Source organism: Phytohabitans houttuyneae, assembly GCF_011764425.1.
GTDB lineage: Bacteria > Actinomycetota > Actinomycetes > Mycobacteriales > Micromonosporaceae > Phytohabitans > Phytohabitans houttuyneae.
On record NZ_BLPF01000001.1, the window covers coordinates 2552594 to 2574216 of the forward strand.

The following is a 21623-nucleotide window of genomic DNA, read 5'->3' on the forward strand; positions in this document are numbered from 1 at the left end:
CGCCGAGCCAATCGGGCCCCGCGAGGGCGGCCTCAGCGGTCGCCGACCGTGGCGACCACCTTCTGGGTCCAGGTGGCCTGGTAGGTCACGTCCGGGTCCAGCTTCGGGACACCCGGGCCCGAGACGATCTTCAGGTCGGCGTCGAGCGTCACCGAGCGCCGGCCCACGGCGGAGCCCGTGGCGGGGTCGAAGAGGATCTCGTCGCCGACGCCCCGCTCGGTGTGCCGCACGGCCACGAGCCGCCGCCCGTCGATCGTCGTCTCGCTGGAGGTGATGCCCCGCAGCCCGGTGAACGACAGTAGCAGCGCCGCACGCAGCTCCGGCGTCATCAGCAGGTCGCTGGTGAAGTAGAAGTCCTGCAGCGCGTTCCAGAGCGAGTGGTCGGTGGACCAGGCCCCGCCCTCGCCGGCGAGCTCACGCAGCTTGCCGCGAAGCTGCTCCGGGTCGGTGGGCAGCCCGGCGATCCACTCGGGCGTCGGCGCCCTGAGCCCCAGGTCGGTCGGCTCGACCTGCCCGCGATCGCCGCCGGTGCCCAGCTCCTTGCTGCCGTCGGTGATGGACCGCGGGACCATGCCCTGCGGGTCAAACCACATCTCCCGGATCTGCCGCTCGATCGTGCCGCTCTCCAAATTCGCCTCGGGCGGTGCGGCCCCGGCGGCGCCCTCGCCCTTGGCGCCACCCGCGTTCGCCTGGAACGAGGCCGCCCACCCGTCGTGGTACACGAAGATCAACTGCCCGGGCCGCACCTTGGCGGCGGCCGGGCCGTGCTTCGCGGCCTCGGCGAGGGCGTGGAGGACGGCGACCGTCTGCGGTGACGCGGGCGTCAGGTTGGGCTCGGCGGTCTTTTCGTCGGAGGGCGAGCCGGCCTCCAGGTCGCCGCCGCCCCCGTCCGGCCGGAAAAGCGCGGCGCCGCCCACCACCAGGCCCGCGACGAGCGCCGCGGCCATCGCGGGGACGAGGATCCGGGAGGGGGTACGCGCCCGCGCCGGCTTGCGCTGCGCCGTGATCCGGTGCCAGGTGCGGCTGACCGACTCGTCGGTCGGCTCAGGGAGGCCGGGCGGGAGGTCCCGCACGGCGATGATGTCTGAATCGTCGCGGCTCATCGCGCGTCTCCTTCGGCGAGGGCGGCCCGCACCTTGGCGCGGGCACGGTGCAGTGCCGACTGGACCGATCCCAGGGGAATCTGCAGGGCCTCGGCGATCTCCGCGTACTCCAGCTCGGCCACCGCGAAGAGCATCAGCACATCGCGCTGCCGCCGCGGCAGTTTCGCGAGTACGGCGGAGAGCCGCCCCACCGCCCGCTCGGCGTCCACCCGGTCGGTGGCGCGCTGTGCCGGTCCCTCCGCCGCCCGCGCTCCCCCGTCCGCGTGCGCGAGCGCCCGGAGTGCCCGGATCTCGGTGCGGCGGTGGCGGCGCAGCAGGTTGGTGGCGATGCCGTAGAGCCACGGCAGCACCTCACCCCGGCTGGCGTCGTAGCGGTCGCGCCGCTCGTACGCGACGAGGAATGTCTCGGCCACCACGTCCTCGGCGACCTGCTCACCCACCCGGCGCGTGCAGTAGCGCAGCAGGTCCCTGGCGTACCGGTCGAACACCCCCGCGAGATCAGCCGGATCGATCGCGACGGGGGTCGTCGGCGTCGTCATGCCCATACTTGCCGCGCGGCGCACGCCATGTTCCCGTCAGAAGTGCTGCCAGCCGGTGGGGCCCTTGAACGGCTTGCCGTCGGCGGTCACACCCGTACCCTCGCGCACCTCGCCCACCACCCGCCACCGCGGTGGCAGCGCCACCCCGACCGGAAACGTGGCGACAAGCGCGTGGTCCTCGCCGCCCGCGAGCACCCAGGTGTAGGGGTCGACGCCCAGCGCGTACGCCGCGTCGCGCATCTGCCGCGGCACCTCGAACGCGTCCCGCCGCAGGTCGATCGCCACCCCGCTGCCGCGGGCCACGTGGCCGGCGTCGGCCAGCAGGCCGTCAGACACGTCGATCATGGCGGTCGCGCCCAGCTCGGCCGCCTCCGGGCCGGCGTCGTAGGGCACCTCAGGCCGCCGGTACGCGTCCACGAGCACCTTCGGCGTGCGGAAGCCGCGGGAGAGCACGGTGTAGCCGGCGGCCGCGTACCCCACCCGCCCGCACATGGCGACCACGTCTCCCGGCCGCGCGCCGGTGCGCACGACGGGCGCCCGCCCCCGCAGGTCGCCGAGCGCGGTGACCGCGATCGTGAGCGTGGGGCTGCCGGACATGTCTCCGCCGACGACGGCCGCGCCCACGAGGGCGGCCTCCTCGCCGAGCCCGTCGGCCAGCTCCTCCGCCCAGGTGGCGTCGAGGTTGGGCGGCACGCAGAGCGCGACGAGCAGTGCCGTCGCTGTGGCGCCCATCGCGGCGATGTCCGCGAGGTTGGCGGCAGCGGCGCGGTGCCCCACATCCTGCGCCGTGCACCAGTCGCGCCGGAAGTGCCGCCCCTCCACCAGCACGTCGGTCGATGCCACGACCCGCCCGTCCTCCGCCTTGACCACGGCCGCGTCGTCGCCGGGCCCCAGCAGGGTCCCGGGGCTGGTCGGTAGGCGCGCGGTGACGCGGGCGATCAGTCCGAACTCACCGGCTTTCGCCACACTCACTCCGGCCTCCTGTGCACCATCGACGATCCTGTTCCGCTCCGTACGGTAGTTTCACGGTCGAGCCGCTGGCTGCGGCGGAGAGGAGGCGGATCGTGGTCCAGGCATACATCCTCATCCAGACCGAGGTCGGAAGGGCGCGTGACGTGGCCGCGGCGATCAAGGATGTCTCCGGAGTGGTGCGGGTCGACGCCGTCACGGGGCCGTACGACGTGGTGGTCCTCACCGAGGCACACACGGTCGACGAGCTGGGCAAAATGATCGTCAGCAAAGTGCAGATGGTGCCCGGCATCACGCGCACACTCACCTGCTCGGTGGTGCACTTATAGATGGACCGCACCACCCGCCGGGCGGCACTGTGGGCCACGCTGGTCGCGGTGCCGGTGACGCTGGTCGTGGCGCTGGTCGCCTTCCTCGCCGTCCGCCCCGATGACACCCCGGCCGCCGACTCGAGCCCGACGCCACCCCGGCCCCAGTCGACCACCCCGGTCGCGATGGACGCTCCGAAGCTCTCGGAGCGGGCCACGCTGGTCTGCCGCGCCCTTGTGTCCCAGCTGCCCACCGCCGTGCGCGACCTGCGCATCCGCCCGGTGTCCGCGGGCCCCGAGCAAAACGCCGCCTACGGCGACCCGGCCGTCACCGTCTCGTGCGGCGTGCCCAAGGCCACCTACCAGCCGACCGACCAGGTCTACCAGCTCAGCCGCGTCTGCTGGCACCAGGTCGACCGCCCCGAAGCGACCGAGTGGACGACGGTGGACCGCGAGGTCCCGGTGCGCGTCACGGTCCCGAAGTTCTACGACACGCCAGGCCAGTGGACGACAGCCTTCTCCGCGACGGTGACCGCCACGGTGCGGTCGCTGGACCAGATCCCGACCGGCTGCAAGCCCTGACGCGCAGGCCCGCCCTTGCAGGGTGGCGGTTTCCACGGGGGCGGCCTGTCCGCGGGGGCGGCCTGTCCGCGGGGGCGGCCTGTCCGCGGGGAGCGCACTGCTGGCGGTCTCCACGCTGGCGCTGAGGAGCGGCGCCGCTCGATTTGCCCACCGCGGTCGCTCGGCTCCCCCTGGTGGCTGGCTGCGGCGGTTGGTCGACGACCCGTCGGCGGGCGAGTTTCCGATGCCGATCGACGCGGTGGGCACCGACCCGTCGTGGGCCGGGTTGCCGGGCTGCGCCGTGGTGAGGTCGCCGCGATCGGCGCCCACTCCGCGGAGATCTCGTCGGGCACGTCGAACATCGCCACGTAGACACCGTCAAACACCTCGGACGTGAGGGCCTTGCCTCGCTCGGGGCGAGGAGGGTGCGTCGCCGCGGTCGCTCTCAACCTGGGCGCACCAATGCGCCCACCCACGACGCCGGTTGGTGAGCACACCAGGGCTCGCCGCCGCGGCGGCCAGCGACGTGACGCCACTCCGCCGGCCGGCCGCCAACGCTTGCACCATGAGGCGGCGGGCCGGTTCGGCGCAGGCGTTGCGCACCCCCACGCCATGCGAAGTCTGCCCCCGACTGATGGCCGGGGTGGGGCGCGCCGCATCGGTCCTTGATCGGCGGACAGCACGGAGACCTCGGACAACCCGCACGCAAGCACGGGCCTGGCCACCCGCCACCCGCCGGCCGATTAGGCCGGACGAGTAGCCCTGACCCGGTTTCGGGCAGCGGCACGGGTGAAGGTGTTGATGATCAGCTTGTGGCAGCCGACCCGTTCCTGCCCGCACCCTGCACGCGACGCACCCACTGCTCCGGGCCGGTCCAAGGCCCCTTGTCTGCGGTTTCCGTATCCGCCACCCAGTCCAGGTACAGCACGTGCCTGAGAAGGGTCGGCCCCGCTGCTGGAGCGCATCTTGACCGGTACCCCAGCCAGGCTGCCGATTACCTGGGCGTTGACCATGCCGAAGGTCGATCAACGACACGTCCCGGCCGAGCCGGACCACCGCCGTGGAGATCGTGGTACGGATCGGCCCTCAGAGGGGCGAATCTGACGAGGCCACGGCCCGGATCACCGCCGGCCGCTCCAACCGTCCTACCGCAACCGCACGCCACGCCCGGAGCCCGGGGCTGCCTAGTGCAGGCCGGTCCCGCGGTTGAGTGCCGTACGCAACAGGCGGCTCACCAGCTTCGGGTAAGCCAGGCCGGTCTCGGCCCACATGCGCGGAAACATCGACGTCGGCGTGAAGCCCGGCATCGTGTTGATCTCGTTGAGGTAGACGTCGAGCTCGGGCGTCACGAAAAAGTCGACGCGCGCCAGCCCCGCGCAGTCGAGCGCCGTAAACGTGCGGCACGCGTAGTCCTGCACCTGCCGCGTCACCTCCGGAGGCAGGCCGGCCGGGATGTCGTACTCGCAGGAGTCGTCCAGGTACTTCGCCTCGAAGTCGTAGAACTCATGGCCCGACACGACCCGCACCTCGGCCAGGAGCGACGCCTCGGGCGCGCCGCCGGTCTCGGCCTCCAGCACGCCGCACTCGATCTCGCGGCCCACGATCGCCGCCTCGACCAGCACCTTGGGGTCGATCTGGCGGGCCTCGGTCACGGCGGCGTCCAGCTCGGACCAGTCGTTGACCTTGGAGATGCCGTACGACGAGCCGGCGCGGGAGGGTTTGACGAAGACGGGCAGGCCCAGCCGCTCCTTGTCCGCCTCGGAGAGCGAGACACCGGAGCGCAGCACCGCGTACGGCCCGACGGGGATGCCCTCGGCGACCGCGAGCTTCTTCGTAAACTCCTTGTCCATGGCCGCGGCCGAGGCGAAGACGTTCGCCCCTACGTACGGAATGCCCGCCATCTCCAACATGCCCTGGATCGTGCCGTCCTCCCCGTACGCCCCGTGGAGTGCCGGAAACACGACATCGACGCCTGCGAGTGCCTGGGGGCCAGCGGCGGCATCGAGCACCATGAGACCATTGGCCGTAGGATCGGCGGGTAGCACAACCGCCTTGCCGGTCTCGGGCGTGATCTCCGGAAGGCGGCGGTCGGCGATGGCCAGCTCGGCCGGGTCGCCGGCGGTGAGCACCCACTGGCCGGCGCGAGTGATCCCTACCGGGATGACCTCAAACTCGTCGGGATCGAGGGCGGCCATAATGCTGCCCGCGCTCACGCACGAAATGGCGTGCTCGGTGCTGCGTCCGCCGAAGACAAGGGCTACGCGGGTCTTCCGTGGGCTGCTCACGCGGGTGACCCTACTCTGAGTGGGCGGCTTTCGCGCTCAAGGAGCGAGGAGTCCATGAGACCGACACTCCATGTGATCGAATGGCACGGACCAGGGCGGTTGGCGACGATGTCGCACCCCCGCGGTGGCGACTGGCTGGAGGACGAAATGTCCGCCCTGGTCGACGCCGACGTCGACGTGCTCGTCTCCGCGCTGACCTCGGAGGAGTCCGACCGCCTCGCCCTCACCCAGGAGCGGGAGGCGGCCAAGGCAGCCGGCATCACCTTCATCCCCTTCCCGATCCCGGACCGGGGCGTGCCCGAGCCGGGTCCGGCGGCGATCGAGCTGGCCATCAGGCTGGCGGCGCACGTGCGCGCGGGGCGGTTCGTGGTCACGCACTGCTTCGCGGGCATCGGGCGGGCGTCCCTGCTGGCCGCCGCGACGCTCGTCACGCTGGGCGCCCGGCCGGCCCACGCCCTCCACCTGATCGCCGTCGCCCGCGGCCTGGAGGTCCCCGACACCGACGCCCAGCGGGAGTGGCTCTTCGACTTCGCGGCCGCGCACGCGTGTTACCGGGAGCGCGCCTGGCCAGGACGCCTGATGGCGCCCCAGCCGCGGATGCCCGCGAGCGGGAGCGCCACCGTCAGCAGCGCGGGTCACCAGTAGCGGCGACGGCCCTTCTTCTTCGGCCGGTAGTGGCCGTGGTACCCGTAGTGCCCGTGCCCACCCTTCGGCCGGTAATGCCCGTGGTACCCATAATGTCCGGGTCCCGGAGCAGGCCCAGGGCCGTATCCGTGGCCATATCCGTGCCCGTGGCCGCCGCGGCGGTGTAGCTCGTGCTCGAGGTAGCGGGCCGCGGTGGAGTGCCCGCGGCGGTGAAGCATGCGGCCGAGCTTGGCCGCGAGGATCGAGAAGAACATGCCCTTCAGGTGGCGCCTCATGGGACAAGGGTAGGGAGCCCACGCCACGCCGCCCTGTGGGCGAGCTGTGAGTTTTCTGAGCGCCATCTACACGTTCGTCAACCTGGGTTGACAAGACGCCGTTTGTCAACGTAGGTTGACGGCATGACTGAGGCAACCGAGCTCGCCGCGGCGGCAGGAAGCACCGACCCCGGGTCGGCCTCCGCTCGGTGCTGGCCCTCCGCCGCCTGCTGGAGACCCTCGAGGTGCTCCAGGTCGACAACGCGCGGCGGCAGGGCTGGTCGTGGCAGGAGATCGCGGACGCGCTCGACGTGACAAAGCAGGCAGTCCACAAGAAGCACGCCGGCCGGCCGCCGGTGGGCACACGGCGGGAGGCGTGATGTTCGAGCGGTTCACCGATCGGGCCCGGGACGCGGTCAAGGGCGCTCAGGACGAGGCGCGCGAGCTGCGCCATCGCTACATCGGCACCGAGCACATCCTGCTGGCGCTGCTCGGCGAGAGCGGCGGCCTGGCCGCGACTGTCCTGCGTGACGCCGGCGTCTTCCCCGAGCAGGTCCGCGCCGACGTGCTGGCCGCCGTGGGCGTGCGCCGCGAGCCGCTGGGCGTGGCCGACGCGGAGGCGCTGCGGGCGATCGGCATCGACCTCGACGCCGTGCGGGAAAAGGTCGAGGAGTCGTTCGGCGAGGGCGCGCTGGAGCCGCCACCGGTGTTTCCGCTACGGCGGAGGGGACTTTTCCGCCGCGTGCAGCAGGTGCCGGTGCCGGGCCCCGGGCACATCCCCTTCACCCCGCGGGCGAAGAAGGTGCTGGAGCTGTCGCTGCGCGAGGCCCTGTTTCTCAAGCACAAGCACATCGGCACCGAGCACATCCTGCTCGGCCTCATCCGCGAGGGCGAGGGGCTGGCCGCCATGGTGCTCACCAAAGCCGGCCTCAGCCTCGAAGACCTCCGCCGGCACGTGCTGGACGCGATGGACCGCGCCGCCTGACGTTCATTTTCAAAGCACATGTTTGCCCCGGTCCGCCTCAGCCGCGGACCGCATGCTCCCGCGGGCACCGCGGTGGCCGGCGGCGAGCTTGGCGCTCGCCGAGTTCCCCGACCTCCGCTGCCGGGTCCGCGGGGACAAGCCCGGCCGGCGGTCAGGCGGCGTCGAGAGCGGCGGTGAGGTCGGCCACCAGATCGGCGGTGTCCTCGATGCCGCACGAGATGCGCAGGAAGCCCGGCGGGGTGTCGTCGCCCCACTGGGCGCGGCGGTCGGCGGTCGTGTGCAGGCCGCCGAAGGAGGTCGCGGCGAAGACAAGCTTCGACGCCTTCAGGAAGGTGGCCACCCGCTCGGCGGAGCCCAGGTCGACCGAGACGAGCCCGGGGATCCGCCGCATCTGCCGCTCGGCGACCACATAGGACGGGTCGTCCGGCAGGCCGGGCCAGCGGACGCTCTCCACATCGGACCGCGCTGCGAGCGCCACCGCGACCGCCGCCGCGTTCGCTGACTGGCGGGCCAGGCGGAGGTCCAATGTGGCCAGCGAGCGGTGCGCCAGCCACGCGTCGAACGCACCCGGAATCGCACCGGCCTGCGTGCGCCACGTGGTGATCCGCTCGAGCAGGCCGGCGTCGCGGGTGGCGGCGTACCCCAGCAGCAGGTCGGAGTGGCCGGTCAGCGCCTTGGTACCGGAGGCGACCGAGACGTCCGCGCCGAGGTCGAGCGGGCGCTGGCCGAGCGGGGTGGCCGTGGTGTTGTCGACGGCCACGAGCGCGCCCGCCGCCTTCGCCGCCGCCGCGAGCGCCGCCACGTCGCACACGTCGAGGCCGGGGTTTGACGGCGTCTCCAGCAGCACCAGCCGCACGCCGTCGAAAGACGGGTACGGCCCGGCTGTGGGCACATAGGACACCCGCACGCCGAGCCCGTCCAGTGTGGAGGCGGCGAACGAGCGCACCGCGTAGTACCCATCGGCGGGCAGCACCACCGTGTCGCCGGGGCGCAGCACGGTCATCAGCACGGCGGTGATGGCCGCCTGCCCGCTGGCGAAGGCGCGCGCCTGGCCACCCTCCAGCTCACCGATCGCCGCCTCCAGCAGGCGGCGCGTCGGGTTGTCCGGGCGGCCGTAGCCGTTGAGGCCGGGGCCGGCGTCCGGATCCAGGTGGTACGGCGCGGCGAAGACCGGCCCCGGCAGAAACGGCTGCCCCGGCTCGGGCGCGGGCAGTCCAGCGTGGACGGCTCTCGTCCCGTCCCCGTAACTCATGGCCGTCCTCGCTTCGCTGCGGGCGGCCACGAGCTGCCAAGCACACCGAGTTCGATAATTCGCTCGCTGCGCTCGCTCATTCCGGCTTCGTCTCCCGGCTCATGAGCGCGATCAGCGCGCTGCGCGGGTTGACACCCTCGTGGCAGACAAGCTCGACCTGCTCGGTGATGGGCATGTCCACATTGTGCGTACGCGCCAGGTCACGGATCGCCAGGCAGCTCTTCACACCTTCAGCGGTCTGCCGCGTGGCCGCCTGCGCCTGCTCCAGCGTCTCGCCGCGCCCCAGGTGCTCGCCGAACGTACGGTTGCGCGACAGCGGCGACGAGCACGTGGCCACCAGGTCCCCCAGCCCGGCCAGCCCGGAGAAGGTGAGCGGGTCCGCGCCCAGCGCCACGCCAAGCCGCGCCGTCTCCGCCAGCCCGCGGGTGATGAGCGTGGCCTTGGTGTTGTCGCCCAGGCGCATGGCGGTGGCGATGCCGTACGCCAGGGCGATCACGTTCTTGACCGCGCCGCCCAGCTCGCAGCCGAGCACGTCCTTGTTGGTGTACGGCCGGAAGTACGGCGTCGTCACCGCACGCTGCACGAACGTCGCGCGCGCCCCGTCGATGCAGGCGACCACCGTGGCGGCCGGCTGCTCGGCGGCGATCTCGGCGGCCAGGTTGGGCCCCGAGACAACCGCGACCCGGTCGGCCGGCACGCCGGCGGCCTCCACGATCACCTCGCTCATCCGCTTGGTGGTGCCGAGCTCGACACCCTTCATGAGCGACACGAGCGTCGCGTCGGGCGCGAGGTGCGCGGTCCAGTCCGCGAGGTTTGCGCGCAGCGTCTGCGACGGCACCGCGAGCACGACAAGATCGGCGCCGGCGATCGCGGTGGCCGCGTCGGAGGTGGCGGTGACCCGCTCGGGCAGCCGCACGGCGGGCAGGTAGTCGGGGTTGGTGCCGTACTCCCGGATGGCGGCCGCCACGGACTCGCGCCGGGCCCAGATCGTGACGTCGGTACCGGCGTCGGCGAGGACCTTCGCGAACGCGGTACCCCATGATCCAGCGCCGAGCACGGCGGCGGTGGTCATGCCTTCTCCCCTTCGCCGGCGCCCACAGCGGCGGCGGCGTCTCGCCGCGGATCCCGGCCAGCAGGTCGCGGACGCGCAGCATGATCTCGTCGGTCATCTCGTCGAGGGTGGCCCGCGTGGGCTCCGCGCCGGCCCAGCGGGAGAGGTCGACCGGCGGCCCGGCGGCGATCGTGATCGGCGTCCGCGGCCGCACCCGGACCTTCTTGGTGCGCGTGTCGTAGAAGCCCTGCGCACCCCACTGCGCGATCGGGATGACCGGAGCGCCGGTGGCCAGCGCGAGCCGGGCCGCGCCGGTCTTGCCCCGCATCGGCCACAGGTCGGGCTCGCGCGTGGTCGTACCCTCCGGATAGATGATCACGGCGCCGCCGTCCTTCAGCGCCGCGGTGAGCGCTTCCAGCGACTTCACCGCGTCGACGCTGCCCCGCTCGACCGGGATCTGCTGCACCCGCAGGATCAGCCGCCCGATCACCGGTACCCGAAAAACGCTGGCCTTGCCCAGGAAGCGCGGCCACCGGTGTGCGTCGTAGACGAAGTGCGCCATCACCAGCGGGTCGGCGTGGGAGAGATGGTTGGGCGCCAGGATCACCCCGCCGGTGGGCGGAATGTGCTCCTGGCCGGTCCATGTGCGCCTGGTCATCGGTGTCATGACCGACTTGACCAAAATCACCACGAACCGCCGCAATGGCCCCAGCCGCTTGACGGCCATCCCTCGCTCCCGTCCGGCACCCCCACCGGGCACCCGCAGCGAAATCATGCCTGCTGAAGCTGGGTACGGCCAGCGCGGGATGCCGGTACCCGGCACCGACGGTTCGGGCGGGACGCTGGCAGGATTGGGCCGTGGAACGGACATGGGGGTGGTACTGCCGGTCAAGCGCCTCACCGCGGCCAAAAGCCGGCTGCGGGGAGCGCTCACCGGTGTGCCGCACGAGCGTTTGGCGCTGGCGCTGGCCCAGGACACCGTCGCCGCGGCCCTGGCCAGCGCCGAGGTGGCCGAGGTGCTCGCGGTGACCGACGACCCGGCGGTGGGCCAGGCGCTGGCCGCGCTCGGTGCACGGGTCGTGCCGGATGTGCCCGGTGGTGGGCTGAACGCCGCTTTCGCGTACGGCGCGAGCCTGCTCGCCCACCGGCCGGTGGCCGCGCTCGCCGCCGACCTGCCGACCCTGTGCCCCGCCGACCTCTCCGAGGCGCTGCGCGAGGCCGCCGGTCCGGGCCGGCATTTCGTGGCGGACGCGCCCGGCACCGGCACTGTGCTGCTCACCGCGCAGGCCGGGGTCCGGCTCGACCCGCGCTTCGGTCCCGGCTCGGCGGCCGCCCACCGCAGGTCAGGCGCGGTGCCACTGGCCGGCGACTGGCCTAGCTTGCGCCGCGACGTGGACACGGCCGCCGACCTCGAGGCCGCGACCCGGCTGGGGCTCGGACCGCACTCCGCGGAAGTTGCCGGGCAGATTGGCTCGGCGAGCTGCTCTCACACGTAGGCTGGGCACATGCAGGGCACCGTCGCCACCTACGACCCGCAGACCCGGGCCGGCACCCTCCTGCTCGACGACGGCACCGAGCTGGCCTATCCGGCGGAGGCGTTCGCCACCTCCGGCCTGCGGCTGCTCCGGCTGGGCCAGCGCGTCCGCATCGACCGTGACGAGTCCGGCCAGGTGACGCGGTTAACGTTGCCGACGTTCGACTGATCTCATCGCTCCCGAATTCACTTCGCGTTAACCGTTTACGGGTGATGATTGGTCGGTGAGTGAAACGCCTCCCGGCCAGCCCCCTCGGCAGCGCCCCGCACCCGGTGCGGTGGTCGCGTCCATCCCGCTTCGCGGCATCGACGGGCGGTTCGTGAAGGCACCACCCGAGCTCACCCGTCCCGCGGAGTCGCCAATGTCCAGCACCGACGACGCCGACCGCCCGCCGCCCGGCGACCAGCCGGTCGTGCTCGACGACCCGTTGCCCGAAGACCGCTTTCTCAACCGGGAACTGTCCTGGTTGGACTTCAACGCCCGGGTGCTCGCCCTCGCCGAGGACCCGGACACGCCGCTGCTGGAGCGGGCCAAGTTTCTGGCCATCTTCGCCAGCAACCTCGACGAGTTCTACATGGTGCGGGTCGCCGGGCTCAAGCGCCGCCTCCAGGCCGGCCTGCCGGTGCGTGGCGGCGACCAGATGCCGCTGCGCACCCAGCTGGAGCTCATCGCGGAAAAGACCAGCGAGCTGATCGCCCGGCACGCGCGCTGTTTCGCCGAAGAGGTGCAGCCCAAGCTCGCCGCCGAGGGCATCCAGCTGGTCGGCTGGTCGGATCTGGACGGCGACGAGCGCGACCGCCTCCGTACCTACTTCCGCGAGGTCGTCTTCCCGGTACTGACCCCGCTCGCGGTCGACGTGGCCCACCCGTTCCCGTACATTTCGAGCCGCTCGCTCAACCTGGCCGTGACGGTGCGCGACCCCGACGGCGGGCCGGAGCTGTTCGCCCGGGTCAAGGTGCCCAACAACGTGCCGCGCTTCGTCGTGGTGGAAAACTCCGCCCGGGTGGCCCGCTTCCTGCCGCTGGAAGAGCTCATCTCCACCCAGCTCGGGCAGCTCTTCTCCGGCATGCAGGTGGTCGAGACCCACCTTTTCCGAGTGACCCGCAACGCCGACCTGGAGGTCGACGAGGACCGCGACGAAGACCTGCTCCAGGCACTGGAGCGGGAGCTGGCGCAGCGCCGCTTCGGCCCGCCGGTACGGCTGGAGGTCGCCTCGACAATCTCCCAGCAGATGCTCGACACGCTCGTGCACGAGCTGGACATGGACAGCCACGACGTCATCGAGGTGCCGGGACTGCTCGACCTGTCCGCGCTCTGGCAGATGTACAACGCGGTCGACCGCCCCACCCTCAAGGACCGCCCTTTCGTGCCGGCGACCCACCCGCGCTTCGCCGAAGGCGAGGTGCCGAGGAGCGTCTTCGCCACACTGCGCGACGGCGACGTGCTCGTGCACCACCCGTACCACTCTTTCTCGACGAGCGTGCAGCGCTTCATCGAGCAGGCCGCGGCCGACCCAAACGTCCTGGCCATCAAGCAGACGCTCTACCGCACCAGCGGCGACTCCCCGATCGTCGACGCGCTTGTCGAGGCGGCGGCCGCGGGCAAGCAGGTGGTGGTGCTCGTCGAGGTCAAGGCGCGCTTCGACGAGCAGGCCAACATCGGCTGGGCGCGCACGCTGGAGCGGGCCGGCTGCCACGTGGTGTACGGGCTGGTGGGGCTCAAGACGCACTGCAAGACCTCGCTGGTCGTGCGGCAGGAGGGCAACCAGATCCGCCGGTACTGCCACATCGGCACGGGCAACTACCACCCCAAGACCGCCCGGCTGTACGAGGACTTCGGCATGCTCACCGCCGACGCGGAGGTGGGCAAGGACGTCACGGACCTGTTCAACGTGCTGACCGGCTACAGCCGCCAGACCGCGTACCGGAGGCTGCTTGTCGCCCCGCACGGAGTCCGCGCCGGCATCATCGGCCGCATCGACCGGGAGATCGAGCACGCCCGCCTCGGCGGGCGGGGCCTCGTCCAGATAAAGGTGAACTCGCTGGTGGACGAGGAGGTCGTGGACACGCTGTACCGGGCCTCGCAGGCCGGCGTGCAGGTCGACCTCATCATCCGGGGCATGTGCATGCTGCGTCCCGGCGTGCCCGGCCTGTCGGAAAACATCCGGGTCCGCTCGATCCTGGGCCGATTCCTGGAGCACTCGCGCATCTTCCGCTTCGGCAACAACGGCTCGACCGAGTTCTGGATCGGCTCGGCCGACCTCATGCACCGCAACCTCGACCGCCGGGTAGAGGCGCTGGTGCAGGTCACCGACCCGGTCGCCCGCGCCGAGCTCGACCAGGTGATCTCGCTGTCTATGAGCGAAGAGTGCGAGGCTTTCGACCTCCAGCCGGACGGTACGTGGGTCCGCCGCCAAGGCGAGATCCACCTCCAGGAGGCGCTGCTGCGTCACGTACTGGGGGCATCGAAGTCTCGCACTGAGTAGGCTGATCGGATGCTGGAGGAGGAACGCAAGTACGAGGTGGAGCCGCGCTTCACGCTGCCCGATCTGACCCCGTGCCTGCCCTCCGGCGGCCGGGTCGAGGAGCGGCCGCCGGTCACCCTCACCGCCACCTACTACGACGCGCCCGACCTGCGCCTCGCGCGGGCCGGCGTCTCGCTGCGGCACCGCAAGGGCGACGCCGAGCCGTGGACCGTCAAGCTGCCCGCCGACTCACCGGGCGTGCGCCACGAGATATCGCGCGGCGGCGGGCCCGGCATGCCACCGGCCGACCTCGTCGCGCTCGTCACCGCGTACTCGCGGGGTGCCGACCTCGAGCCCGCCGCGGTGGTGCGCACGGTCCGCCGGGCCTACGAGCTGCGCGACAGCGACGACCGCGTGCTCGTCGAAATCGCCGACGACGCGGTCACGGTCCTCGAAGACCGCAAGGTGAAGTTGAAGTTCCGCGAGATAGAGGCGGAGCGCAAGGGCGGCGGCCGCAAGCTGCTCGACCGGGTCGAGGAAGTGCTGCGCGAGGCGGGCGCTGTCGCCGGCGGGTTCACGCCCAAGCACGTGCGGGCGCTGGGCGAGGCGGCGGCCGGTCCGCCGGACCTTGTGCGCGCCGGTGAGCTGCCGCGCAAGCCGCGGGCCGGCGACGTGGTCACCGCGGCCATCCGCAAGGGCATCGAGCGGGTGCTGACCCACGACCCGCTCGTGCGGCTGCGCGCCCCGGTCGGCGACAACGACACCGCCGTGCACCAGATGCGGGTCGGCTGCCGGCGGCTGCGCAGCGACCTCAAGACGTTCGGGCCGCTGGTCGACGCGGGGTGGGCAAAGCCGCTCCGGGACGAGCTCGGCTGGGTGGCGGGGCTGCTCGGTGGCGCCCGCGACGCCGAGGTGATGCGGGCCCGGCTGCGCCGCACCGCCACCGCCGACCCGCTCAGCCCGCCCGACGAGGCGTCCGTCGCGCGGATCGACGCCGACCTCGCCGCCCGCCACGAGGAGTCGCTCGTGGCGCTGGAGGAGGGGCTCCGCTCGGACCGGTACGCGAAGCTCGTCGACAGCCTCGTCTCCGCCGCCCGCGAGCCGCAGCTCACTCCCCTCGCCCGGGAGCGCGCGGTCGACGTGCTGCCCAAGCTCGTGTCGCGGCCGTGGCACACGTTCGCGCTCGGCGCCAAGGGTGTCGACGGCGCGGCCGACCTCGACCCGTACGCGCCGGACGAGCAGTGGCACGCCGTGCGCATCAACGGCAAGCGCGCCCGGTACGCCGTGGAGGCGGTCGCCGGCGTGCTCGGCGGTGCGGCACCCGAGCTGGCCAAGGCGCTCGCCGGCGTGCAGGATCTGCTCGGCGAGCACCAGGACGCGGCGACTGCGGCCGAGACGTGGCTGTCCATCGCGATGTCCGATCCCGACGACCACTCGCTCGCGGTGACCGTGGGCCGGCTCTTCGAGCGCGAGCGCACCGCGATCCGCACAGTCCGGGCCGAGTTTCCCGAGGCCTGGCGCAAGGCGACGAAGCCACGGATGACAGCTTGGCTTCCGTAGGCACTATCCGGGCCGCCGGCGGCGTCGTCTGGCGGCCGGGGCCGCGCGGCGGTGTCGAGGTGTGCCTTGTGCATCGGCCGCGCTACGACGACTGGTCACTGCCCAAAGGCAAGCTCACCGCCCGCGAGCATCCGCTCGCCGCCGCGGTGCGCGAGGTCGAGGAGGAGACATCGGTACGGGCGCGGCCGCAGCTGCGCCTGCCATCGGTTCGGTACCGGCGTGACGGCCAGCCGAAGGTCGTCGACTACTGGACGATGCGCGCGCTGTCGGCGGCGCGCTTCTTCCCCAACTCCGAGGTCGACCGGCTGCGCTGGGTCTCGCCCGAGACGGCCGAGCGCACGGTGTCGTACCCGCACGACCAGCGCGTGCTGCGCCACTTCGCGAGCCTGCCCAAGGTGACCTCGGTGATCGTGCTGGTACGCCACGCGCTGGCGGGCAAGCGCGGCACGTGGAGCGGGCCGGATAGTGCCCGCCCGCTCGACCAGCCCGGTCGCGCGCAGGCGCGGGCGCTCGGCCCGATCCTGGCCGAGATGGCGCCGGAGCTGATCCTGTCCGCGTCCGCCCGCCGGTGCACGCAGACGATCGAGCCGGCTGCGGCCCGCCTCGACCTGCCGATCGAGGTCGACTCGCTGTTCGACGAGCCCAAGCCGGGCCAGGACCCTGCCGACGTCACCGCCGGCGCGGCCGCCCGCCTCGCCGAGCTGGCCACCGGGTACGAGTCGGTGCTCGTGTGCAGCCAGGGCAAGGTGATTCCGCCCGCTCTGGCCCGCCTGTCCGGCCTGGGCTCGGCGAAGGCGTGGGCCACGCCGAAGGGCACCGGCTGGCTGCTCGCCTTCGCCGGCATGCACCTGGCCGGCGCGGACCGCATCGTCGTCTGACCACCCAGTCCTCGATCGGTAGCGGTGGGGGTACGGGCACCTCGCTCCCAGGAGGGAGGCGGACCATCGCCGGGGCGGGTGATACTTCGACGGTGAGCTTGCTGAGCACGCTTCGGGCGCGCGCGGCGGTGGTGCCCACGCGCATCGTCGACGCGGGTTTCGCGCTGCTGTGCTACGTGCTGATGGCCATCTCGGTCGGCGCGCACACCGAGACCCAGCCGCTCTCGCTGCTGCTCATCGCGGTGGCCACGCTCCCGCTGATCTGGCGGCGCCGGTGGCCGCTGCCGGTGACCGCGGTGTGCGGCGTGGGCACCGTGTCGCTCACGCTGCTCGACCGGCTCGGCGACCTGCCTTACAGCCAGCTCGTCGCGACGTACACGCTGGCGGCGTTCTCCGGTCCGCTGGCCCGGCTGCTGGGCGTGGCCGGCACGGTGATCGGCATCGGTGTCTCGTTCATCGGCCACCAGGAAAAGCTCGTGCAGCTGCCGATCGTCGCGCTGCTGTTCATCGGGGCCTACGCATTGGGCACCGCCACCCGCGCCCGCCACGACCGCATCGCCCTGCTGGAGGAGCGAAACCGGCGGCATGCCGAGGAGCGCGAGGCGGCCGCGGCCCGCGAGCGCGAGCGGATCGCCCGCGACATGCACGACATCCTGGCCCACTCGATCAGCCTCATCGCGGTGCAGGCCGAGGCTGGCCCGGTGCTCGTGCGGGCCGACCCGGCGCGCGCCGAGCGGGTGTTCGACACGATCGGCGAGACCGCTCGCGAGACGCTGACCCAGCTGCGCCGCACCCTCGGCATCCTGCGCGGCGAGGCGGGCAGCCGCGCACCGCAGCCCGACCTCGACGGCCTCGCGGCCCTGGCCGAGCGCGCCCGGGAGGCGGGTCTCGCGGTCGCGGTCGAGGAGCGCGGCGACAAGCGCCCCCTGCCGCCGGAGCTGGGGCTGGCCGCCTATCGCGTGGTGCAGGAGTCCCTGACCAACGTGGTGCGCCACGCGCGTGCCAAGCGCGTGTGGATCCGCCTCGACTGGGCACCCGACCAGCTGGGCGTCGAGGTCCGCGACGACGGCCGCGGCCCCGGCGGCGCCAAGCCCGGCGGCGGCCACGGCATCATGGGCATGCACGAGCGCGTCGGCGCCGTCGGCGGCGCGCTGCGCACCGGCCCAGGCCCCGGCGGCGCCGGCTTCCAGGTCACCGCCACCCTCCCCGCGAGCCTCGACAAGGACCAGGTCCGTGGCTGACCAGCTGCGCGTGCTCGTCGTCGACGACCAGGCCCTGGTGCGCGACGGCTTCAGCGTGATCCTGGACGCCCAGCCGGACATCACGGTGGTTGGGGAGGCCGGCGACGGCGAAGAGGCCGTCAGCGCCGCGCTGGCCCTGCGGCCCGACGTGGTCCTGATGGACGTGCGCATGCCCCGCCTGGACGGCATAGGCGCGACCGCCCGCATCTGCGCCGAGACCGAGGCCCGCGTGCTGGTGCTGACCACGTTCGACGTCGACGAGTACGTGTATGACGCCCTCCACGCCGGCGCCAGCGGCTTCCTGCTCAAGGACATGCGCCGCGACGAGCTGGTCGCCGCCGTACGCACGGTCGCCGCCGGCGAGGCACTGCTCGCACCGACCGTCACCCGCCGCCTGATCGCCGAGATGGTGCATCGCGGCAGGTCCGCACCGGCCGGCCGCCGCCCCGAGGGACGGCTGGCCACGCTGACCGCCCGCGAGACCGACACGCTGCGCCTGGTGGCCCGCGGCCTTTCCAACGCGGAGATCGCGGGCGAGCTGTTCGTGACCGAGCACACCGTCAAGACCCACGTGAGCAACCTGCTCACCAAGCTCGGCCTGCGCGACCGCGTGCAGGCGGTCGTCGTGGCCTACGAGTCAGGGCTCGTCGTCCCCGGCACGGCGGCGGGGCAGGGGCCGGCTCAGCCCACGCCCGGTCGCGAAGCAGCCACCTCCGGCTGAGGCGGCGGGCCACCGTGCCGGGGCCGGTCAGCGGCCGCGCGTGAACGGCCAAGTCCGACCACGCGACCGGACGCGAGGCAACAACCTCCGACCAGCCAGCGGACACGGCGAACGAGGCCGACCCAACCCGCAGCCGGGCGCGAAGCAGCAACCTCCGAGTGAGGCGGCCGGCCACGACGGCGGGGCGTCCCAACCCACGGCCGGACGCGGAGCAACAACCTCCAACTGAGCTGGCCGGGTACCTCGACGTGCTCGCTCACCGGCCTCCCGAAACGCCGCCTCCGACTGCCCAACCGGACACGACCGCGTCGGCGCCCCCAACCCCGGGCCCGATGCGAAGCAGCACAGCCGTTCGCGTGCGCCGGCGGGTTGAGCCGATCTCGGCCGGCTGCCCGTTTGGGGTTTGTTGCTTCGCGGCCGGACGCGAAGCATCACAGTAAGAACGGCCGCCTCAGTCGGAGGTTGAGCCGGCCGGCGAGCGGAACCACTCCGTCGCAGGACTGAGTCGCGACTCCACTCTCAGCGGCGATCCGCCGGGTGGGTACACCGGACGAGCATCGGCACCATGCTTAAGTCAGTCACAGGATTCGCGATCCGGCGGCCGCGCATCGTCGTCGTCGCCTGGATACTCGCGCTGGTCGCCGGCTTCGGGATCGGCATCGGCGTCTTCGAGCGTCTCACCGCCGAAGTCAGCTCCGGCTCCGGCACGGAGTCGGCGCGTGGCGGCGACCGCATCGCCGCTACCGGGCCTGAGCAGTCGGCGATCACCGCCGTCGTGCATGGGAAGCCGGCCGACGACCCGGCCGTGCGGGCGCAGGTCGACGACGCCATCGCCGACGTGCGGGCGATTCCCGGCGTGGTCGAGGTCAGCCCACCGCAGCCTTCCGCGCGCACCGGTGAGGCCCTGATCCTCAGCGTCACGCTGCGCTCGGAGGACGAGACCGAGGCCGCAGAGGCGGCGGCCGAACGGCTGCGCGAGATCTCCGCCGCGCAGGTCGCCGTCTCCGGTGGTCCGCTGACCGAGGAGGAGTACGGCACGCAGGCCGAACAGGACGTGCAGCGCGCGGAGATGCTGACCACGCCGGTCGTCCTGGTACTGCTGCTGCTCATCTTCGGCGGACTGATCGCGGCCGGGCTCCCGCTGCTCATCGCGGTCGCCGGCGTGGGCGGCACGTTCGGCATCCTCTACGGCTTCTCCGAGGTCACCGACGTCTCCGTGTACGCCATCCAGGTCACCACGATGATGGCGGTCGGCCTCGGCGTGGACTACGCGCTGCTGATGGTCAACCGCTTCCGCGAGGAGCGCGCGATCGACCCGGACGTACGTGGCGCCGTGACCCGCACCGCCGCGAGTGCCGGCCGTACCGTCCTGTTCGCCGGCCTCACCGTCGCCCTCGCGCTGGCCGGGCTGGTGGTCTTCTCCGACCCGTTCCTGCGCTCGATGGGCTTCGCGGGCATGGCGGTCGTGCTGGTGGACATGCTCGCCGCGCTCACCCTGCTGCCCGCGCTGCTGGTGCTGCTCGGTCGCCGCATCAAGCCGGGCAAGCCGCAGGCCGGCGGCGGCTTCTTCGCCCGCGTCGCGCGGCGGGTGCAGCGGCGCCCGATGGCCACGATGCTCGTGACCGCCGCCGCGCTTGTGTTCGTCGCGCTGCCCGCGCTCGACCTGCGGCTCGGCCTCGGCGACCCGCGCATGCTGCCCGCGGACTCCGGCACGCGCCAGCTCTACGACGCGCTGTCGACGCACTACCCCGAGGGCAACGCGCCCGACCCGATCGAGGCCGTGGTCACCGCGCCCTCGACCGACCCGGGCATCGCCGAGCTGCGCGACCGGATCGCGGGTGTGGACGGTATCGCGCGCGTCGAAGCGGTTCCCGCGGGCGCTGACCTCACGGTGCTCAACGCCTACCCGGTCGACATCACCCCGTCGGACCGTACGAAGGAGGCGGTGACCGCGATCCGCGACCTGCCGGCGCCGTTCGAGGTGTTGGTGACCGGCGACGCCGCACACCTCGTGGACTACGAGTCGATGCTGGTGGAGCGGGCGCCGTGGGCGATCGGCGTGGTGGTGCTGGGCACGCTCTTGCTGCTGTTCGCCTTCACCGGCTCGGTGCTGTTGCCGATCAAGGCGGTGGTCACCAACATGCTCAGCATCGGCGCCGCCCTCGGCGTGGTGGTCTGGGTGTTCCAGGACGGCAACCTGGCTAGCGTCTTCGGCACCAGTGGACTCGGATACCTCAACCTCACCGTGCCTGTGCTCGTCGCCGCAATCGCGTTCGGGCTGTCCGTGGACTACGAGGTGTTCCTGCTCTCCCGCATCCGCGAACGCTGGCTGGCCGGCGTACCCGCCGATCGCGCGGTGGCGGAGGGGATACAGCGCACCGGGCGCATCATCACCTCGGCGGCGCTGTTGCTGGTGGTCGTGTTCGCCGGTTTCCTGGTCGGCGGTTTCGTGCCCATCAAGGGCATCGGCCTGGGGCTCGTGCTCGCCGTCGCGATCGACGCCACCGTGGTACGGATGCTATTGGTACCAGCCACGATGACCGTGCTCGGCCGGTACAACTTCTGGGCGCCAGGTCCGCTGCGCCGCCTGCACAAGCGGATCGAGGTGACCGAGGAGGCCCCGGCGGAAAGGGAGCCGGCGCTCGTCTGACCCCGGACACAGCGAAAGAGGGCACCCCACCGTGGGGTGCCCTCTTTCGCCGCTTGCTTAGCGCTTCGGCGCGGCCTTGCGGGCCGGGGCCTTCTTCGCGGGGGCCTTCTTGGCCGCCGCGGACGCGCGGGCGGTGGTGCTCTTGGTCGCGGCCTTCTTGGCGGGGGCGGCAGCGGCCTTCTTGGTCGCCGTAGCCTTGGCCGGTGCGGCGGCCTTCTTGGTGGCCGTGGTGGCCTTGGCGGTGGTGGCCTTCGAGGCGGTGGTCTTCTTGGCGGCGGCCACCTTCGGCACCCGGCCGCTCGCGACCATCTCCTTGAAGCCGGCGCCGGCGCGGAATGCCGGGACCGACGTCTTCTTCACCTTCACCGCTTCACCGGTGCGCGGGTTGCGAGCTGTTCGCGCGCCACGGACCCGCTTCTCGAAGACGCCGAAGCCGGTGATGGCCACTCGGTCGCCCTTGGTGACAGCCTGCTGGACTTCTGCCAGCACCGCGTCGAGCGCCGCCGTCGCCGCCTTCTTGTCCCCCAAGCGGGCGGCGAGCGCCTCGATGAGCTCGGCCTTGTTCACGTTTTCCCTCCCGTACTTAACTTCGGACTCAACTCGAGCCCATTCTGCGCGCACC

The 21623-nt window shown here is 72.4% G+C and carries 19 protein-coding genes and 3 pseudogenes; 13 read left to right on the top strand and 9 right to left on the bottom strand.

Annotated elements, in window-relative coordinates; all coding sequences use genetic code 11:
- Window positions 1-32: 32 nt before the first annotated feature.
- The 3 genes from Phou_RS11225 to Phou_RS11235 are packed head-to-tail and all read right to left on the bottom strand — an operon-like array spanning window position 33 to window position 2614.
- Complete coding sequence (locus Phou_RS11225; RefSeq protein WP_173055996.1) at window positions 33-1103, bottom strand: CU044_5270 family protein; 1071 nt, start codon at window positions 1101-1103, stop codon at window positions 33-35.
- On the bottom strand, window positions 1100-1642 hold the full coding sequence (locus tag Phou_RS11230; RefSeq protein ID WP_173055998.1) for an RNA polymerase sigma factor: 543 nt from the start codon (window positions 1640-1642) through the stop codon (window positions 1100-1102). Before Phou_RS11230 ends, Phou_RS11225 begins: the two co-directional genes overlap by 4 nt.
- A 36-nt stretch (window positions 1643-1678) precedes the next feature.
- The gene (locus tag Phou_RS11235; RefSeq protein ID WP_173056000.1) at window positions 1679-2614 is read right to left on the bottom strand and encodes a thiamine-phosphate kinase; all 936 of its coding nucleotides are present in this window, start codon (window positions 2612-2614) and stop codon (window positions 1679-1681) included.
- A 92-nt stretch (window positions 2615-2706) separates the two neighbouring features.
- On the opposite strand from Phou_RS11235, the gene Phou_RS11240 reads away from it, so the two are divergent.
- Entirely contained in the window at window positions 2707-2940 is a 234-nt protein-coding gene (locus Phou_RS11240) for an Lrp/AsnC ligand binding domain-containing protein (RefSeq protein WP_173056002.1), read from the top strand.
- The gene (locus Phou_RS11245; RefSeq protein WP_173056004.1) at window positions 2941-3501 is read left to right on the top strand and encodes a DUF3515 domain-containing protein; all 561 of its coding nucleotides are present in this window, start codon (window positions 2941-2943) and stop codon (window positions 3499-3501) included.
- Between the two features lie 1163 nt (window positions 3502-4664).
- Here the strand turns inward: Phou_RS11245 and Phou_RS11250 are convergent.
- A complete protein-coding gene (locus tag Phou_RS11250) occupies window positions 4665-5765 on the bottom strand; it encodes a D-alanine--D-alanine ligase family protein (protein ID WP_173056006.1) in 1101 nt (366 codons plus the stop codon).
- 54 nt (window positions 5766-5819) lie between these two features.
- Here Phou_RS11250 and Phou_RS11255 point away from each other — a divergent pair, with 54 nt between their 5' ends.
- Window positions 5820-6410 carry a protein-tyrosine phosphatase family protein gene (locus tag Phou_RS11255; protein ID WP_173056008.1) on the top strand — a complete coding sequence of 197 codons (591 nt, stop codon included), beginning with the start codon at window positions 5820-5822 and terminating at the stop codon, window positions 6408-6410.
- On the opposite strand, the gene Phou_RS11260 is transcribed toward Phou_RS11255, so the two are convergent.
- On the bottom strand, window positions 6401-6685 hold the full coding sequence (locus Phou_RS11260; RefSeq protein ID WP_173056010.1) for a hypothetical protein: 285 nt from the start codon (window positions 6683-6685) through the stop codon (window positions 6401-6403). The genes Phou_RS11255 and Phou_RS11260 overlap by 10 nt on opposite strands.
- Window positions 6686-6808: 123 nt before the next feature.
- On the opposite strand from Phou_RS11260, the pseudogene Phou_RS11265 reads away from it, so the two are divergent.
- Together Phou_RS11265 and Phou_RS11270 are read left to right on the top strand one after the other, a co-directional pair.
- Window positions 6809-7044, top strand: a pseudogene (locus Phou_RS11265) (helix-turn-helix domain-containing protein).
- Window positions 7044-7634, top strand: a pseudogene (locus Phou_RS11270) (Clp protease N-terminal domain-containing protein); the annotation flags it as partial. The pseudogenes Phou_RS11265 and Phou_RS11270, both read left to right, overlap by 1 nt.
- A gap of 166 nt (window positions 7635-7800) precedes the next feature.
- Here the strand turns inward: Phou_RS11270 and Phou_RS11275 are convergent.
- From Phou_RS11275 to Phou_RS11285, 3 genes and pseudogenes are all read right to left on the bottom strand, one after another.
- The gene (locus tag Phou_RS11275) at window positions 7801-8901 is read right to left on the bottom strand and encodes a cystathionine gamma-lyase (protein ID WP_173056014.1); all 1101 of its coding nucleotides are present in this window, start codon (window positions 8899-8901) and stop codon (window positions 7801-7803) included.
- A gap of 76 nt (window positions 8902-8977) precedes the next feature.
- Window positions 8978-9973, bottom strand: a complete 996-nt coding sequence (locus tag Phou_RS11280; protein ID WP_173056016.1) for an NAD(P)H-dependent glycerol-3-phosphate dehydrogenase — start codon at window positions 9971-9973, stop codon at window positions 8978-8980.
- A 22-nt stretch (window positions 9974-9995) separates the two neighbouring features.
- Window positions 9996-10679 (bottom strand): annotated as a pseudogene (locus tag Phou_RS11285) (lysophospholipid acyltransferase family protein); the annotation flags it as partial.
- Between the two features lie 142 nt (window positions 10680-10821).
- On the opposite strand from Phou_RS11285, the gene cofC reads away from it, so the two are divergent.
- The 8 genes from cofC to Phou_RS11325 all read left to right on the top strand — a co-directional run bounded on the left by cofC (window position 10822) and on the right by Phou_RS11325 (window position 21001).
- Complete coding sequence (gene cofC / locus Phou_RS11290) at window positions 10822-11448, top strand: 2-phospho-L-lactate guanylyltransferase (RefSeq protein ID WP_173056018.1); 627 nt, start codon at window positions 10822-10824, stop codon at window positions 11446-11448.
- A gap of 9 nt (window positions 11449-11457) precedes the next feature.
- Window positions 11458-11655: a cold-shock protein gene (locus Phou_RS11295; RefSeq protein WP_173056020.1), complete on the top strand. Its 198-nt coding sequence runs from the start codon at window positions 11458-11460 to the stop codon at window positions 11653-11655.
- 55 nt (window positions 11656-11710) lie between these two features.
- Entirely contained in the window at window positions 11711-13972 is a 2262-nt protein-coding gene (locus tag Phou_RS11300; protein ID WP_173056022.1) for an RNA degradosome polyphosphate kinase, read from the top strand.
- A gap of 9 nt (window positions 13973-13981) precedes the next feature.
- On the top strand, window positions 13982-15511 hold the full coding sequence (locus Phou_RS11305; RefSeq protein ID WP_173056024.1) for a CYTH and CHAD domain-containing protein: 1530 nt from the start codon (window positions 13982-13984) through the stop codon (window positions 15509-15511).
- Window positions 15499-16389, top strand: coding sequence for an NUDIX hydrolase (locus Phou_RS11310; RefSeq protein WP_173056026.1), 891 nt, complete (start codon window positions 15499-15501; stop codon window positions 16387-16389). The genes Phou_RS11305 and Phou_RS11310 overlap by 13 nt, the downstream gene beginning before the upstream one ends.
- A 92-nt stretch (window positions 16390-16481) precedes the next feature.
- Window positions 16482-17630 (top strand): sensor histidine kinase, encoded by a 1149-nt coding sequence (locus Phou_RS11315; RefSeq protein ID WP_173056027.1) that lies wholly within the window; start codon window positions 16482-16484, stop codon window positions 17628-17630.
- Entirely contained in the window at window positions 17623-18351 is a 729-nt protein-coding gene (locus Phou_RS11320; RefSeq protein WP_173056028.1) for a response regulator, read from the top strand. The genes Phou_RS11315 and Phou_RS11320 overlap by 8 nt, the downstream gene beginning before the upstream one ends.
- A 565-nt stretch (window positions 18352-18916) precedes the next feature.
- On the top strand, window positions 18917-21001 hold the full coding sequence (locus Phou_RS11325) for an MMPL family transporter (RefSeq protein ID WP_173056029.1): 2085 nt from the start codon (window positions 18917-18919) through the stop codon (window positions 20999-21001).
- Window positions 21002-21058: 57 nt separating this feature from the next.
- Here Phou_RS11325 and Phou_RS11330 read toward each other — a convergent pair whose 3' ends face one another.
- Entirely contained in the window at window positions 21059-21568 is a 510-nt protein-coding gene (locus tag Phou_RS11330) for an HU family DNA-binding protein (RefSeq protein ID WP_173056030.1), read from the bottom strand.
- Window positions 21569-21623: the final 55 nt, after the last annotated feature.

Bases quoted from the DNA above. Each gene is read 5' to 3' on its own strand.
- Phou_RS11225 (WP_173055996.1), bottom strand. From the start codon at position 1,103: ATGAGCCGCGACGATTCAGACATCATCGCCGTGCGGGACCTCCCGCCC.
- Phou_RS11230 (WP_173055998.1), bottom strand. From the start codon at position 1,642: ATGACGACGCCGACGACCCCCGTCGCGATCGATCCGGCTGATCTCGCG.
- Phou_RS11245 (WP_173056004.1), top strand. From the start codon at position 2,941: ATGGACCGCACCACCCGCCGGGCGGCACTGTGGGCCACGCTGGTCGCG.
- Phou_RS11255 (WP_173056008.1), top strand. From the start codon at position 5,820: ATGAGACCGACACTCCATGTGATCGAATGGCACGGACCAGGGCGGTTG.
- Phou_RS11260 (WP_173056010.1), bottom strand. From the start codon at position 6,685: ATGAGGCGCCACCTGAAGGGCATGTTCTTCTCGATCCTCGCGGCCAAG.
- Phou_RS11275 (WP_173056014.1), bottom strand. From the start codon at position 8,901: ATGAGTTACGGGGACGGGACGAGAGCCGTCCACGCTGGACTGCCCGCG.
- Phou_RS11280 (WP_173056016.1), bottom strand. From the start codon at position 9,973: ATGACCACCGCCGCCGTGCTCGGCGCTGGATCATGGGGTACCGCGTTC.
- cofC (WP_173056018.1), top strand. From the start codon at position 10,822: ATGGGGGTGGTACTGCCGGTCAAGCGCCTCACCGCGGCCAAAAGCCGG.
- Phou_RS11295 (WP_173056020.1), top strand. From the start codon at position 11,458: ATGCAGGGCACCGTCGCCACCTACGACCCGCAGACCCGGGCCGGCACC.
- Phou_RS11305 (WP_173056024.1), top strand. From the start codon at position 13,982: ATGCTGGAGGAGGAACGCAAGTACGAGGTGGAGCCGCGCTTCACGCTG.
- Phou_RS11325 (WP_173056029.1), top strand. From the start codon at position 18,917: ATGCTTAAGTCAGTCACAGGATTCGCGATCCGGCGGCCGCGCATCGTC.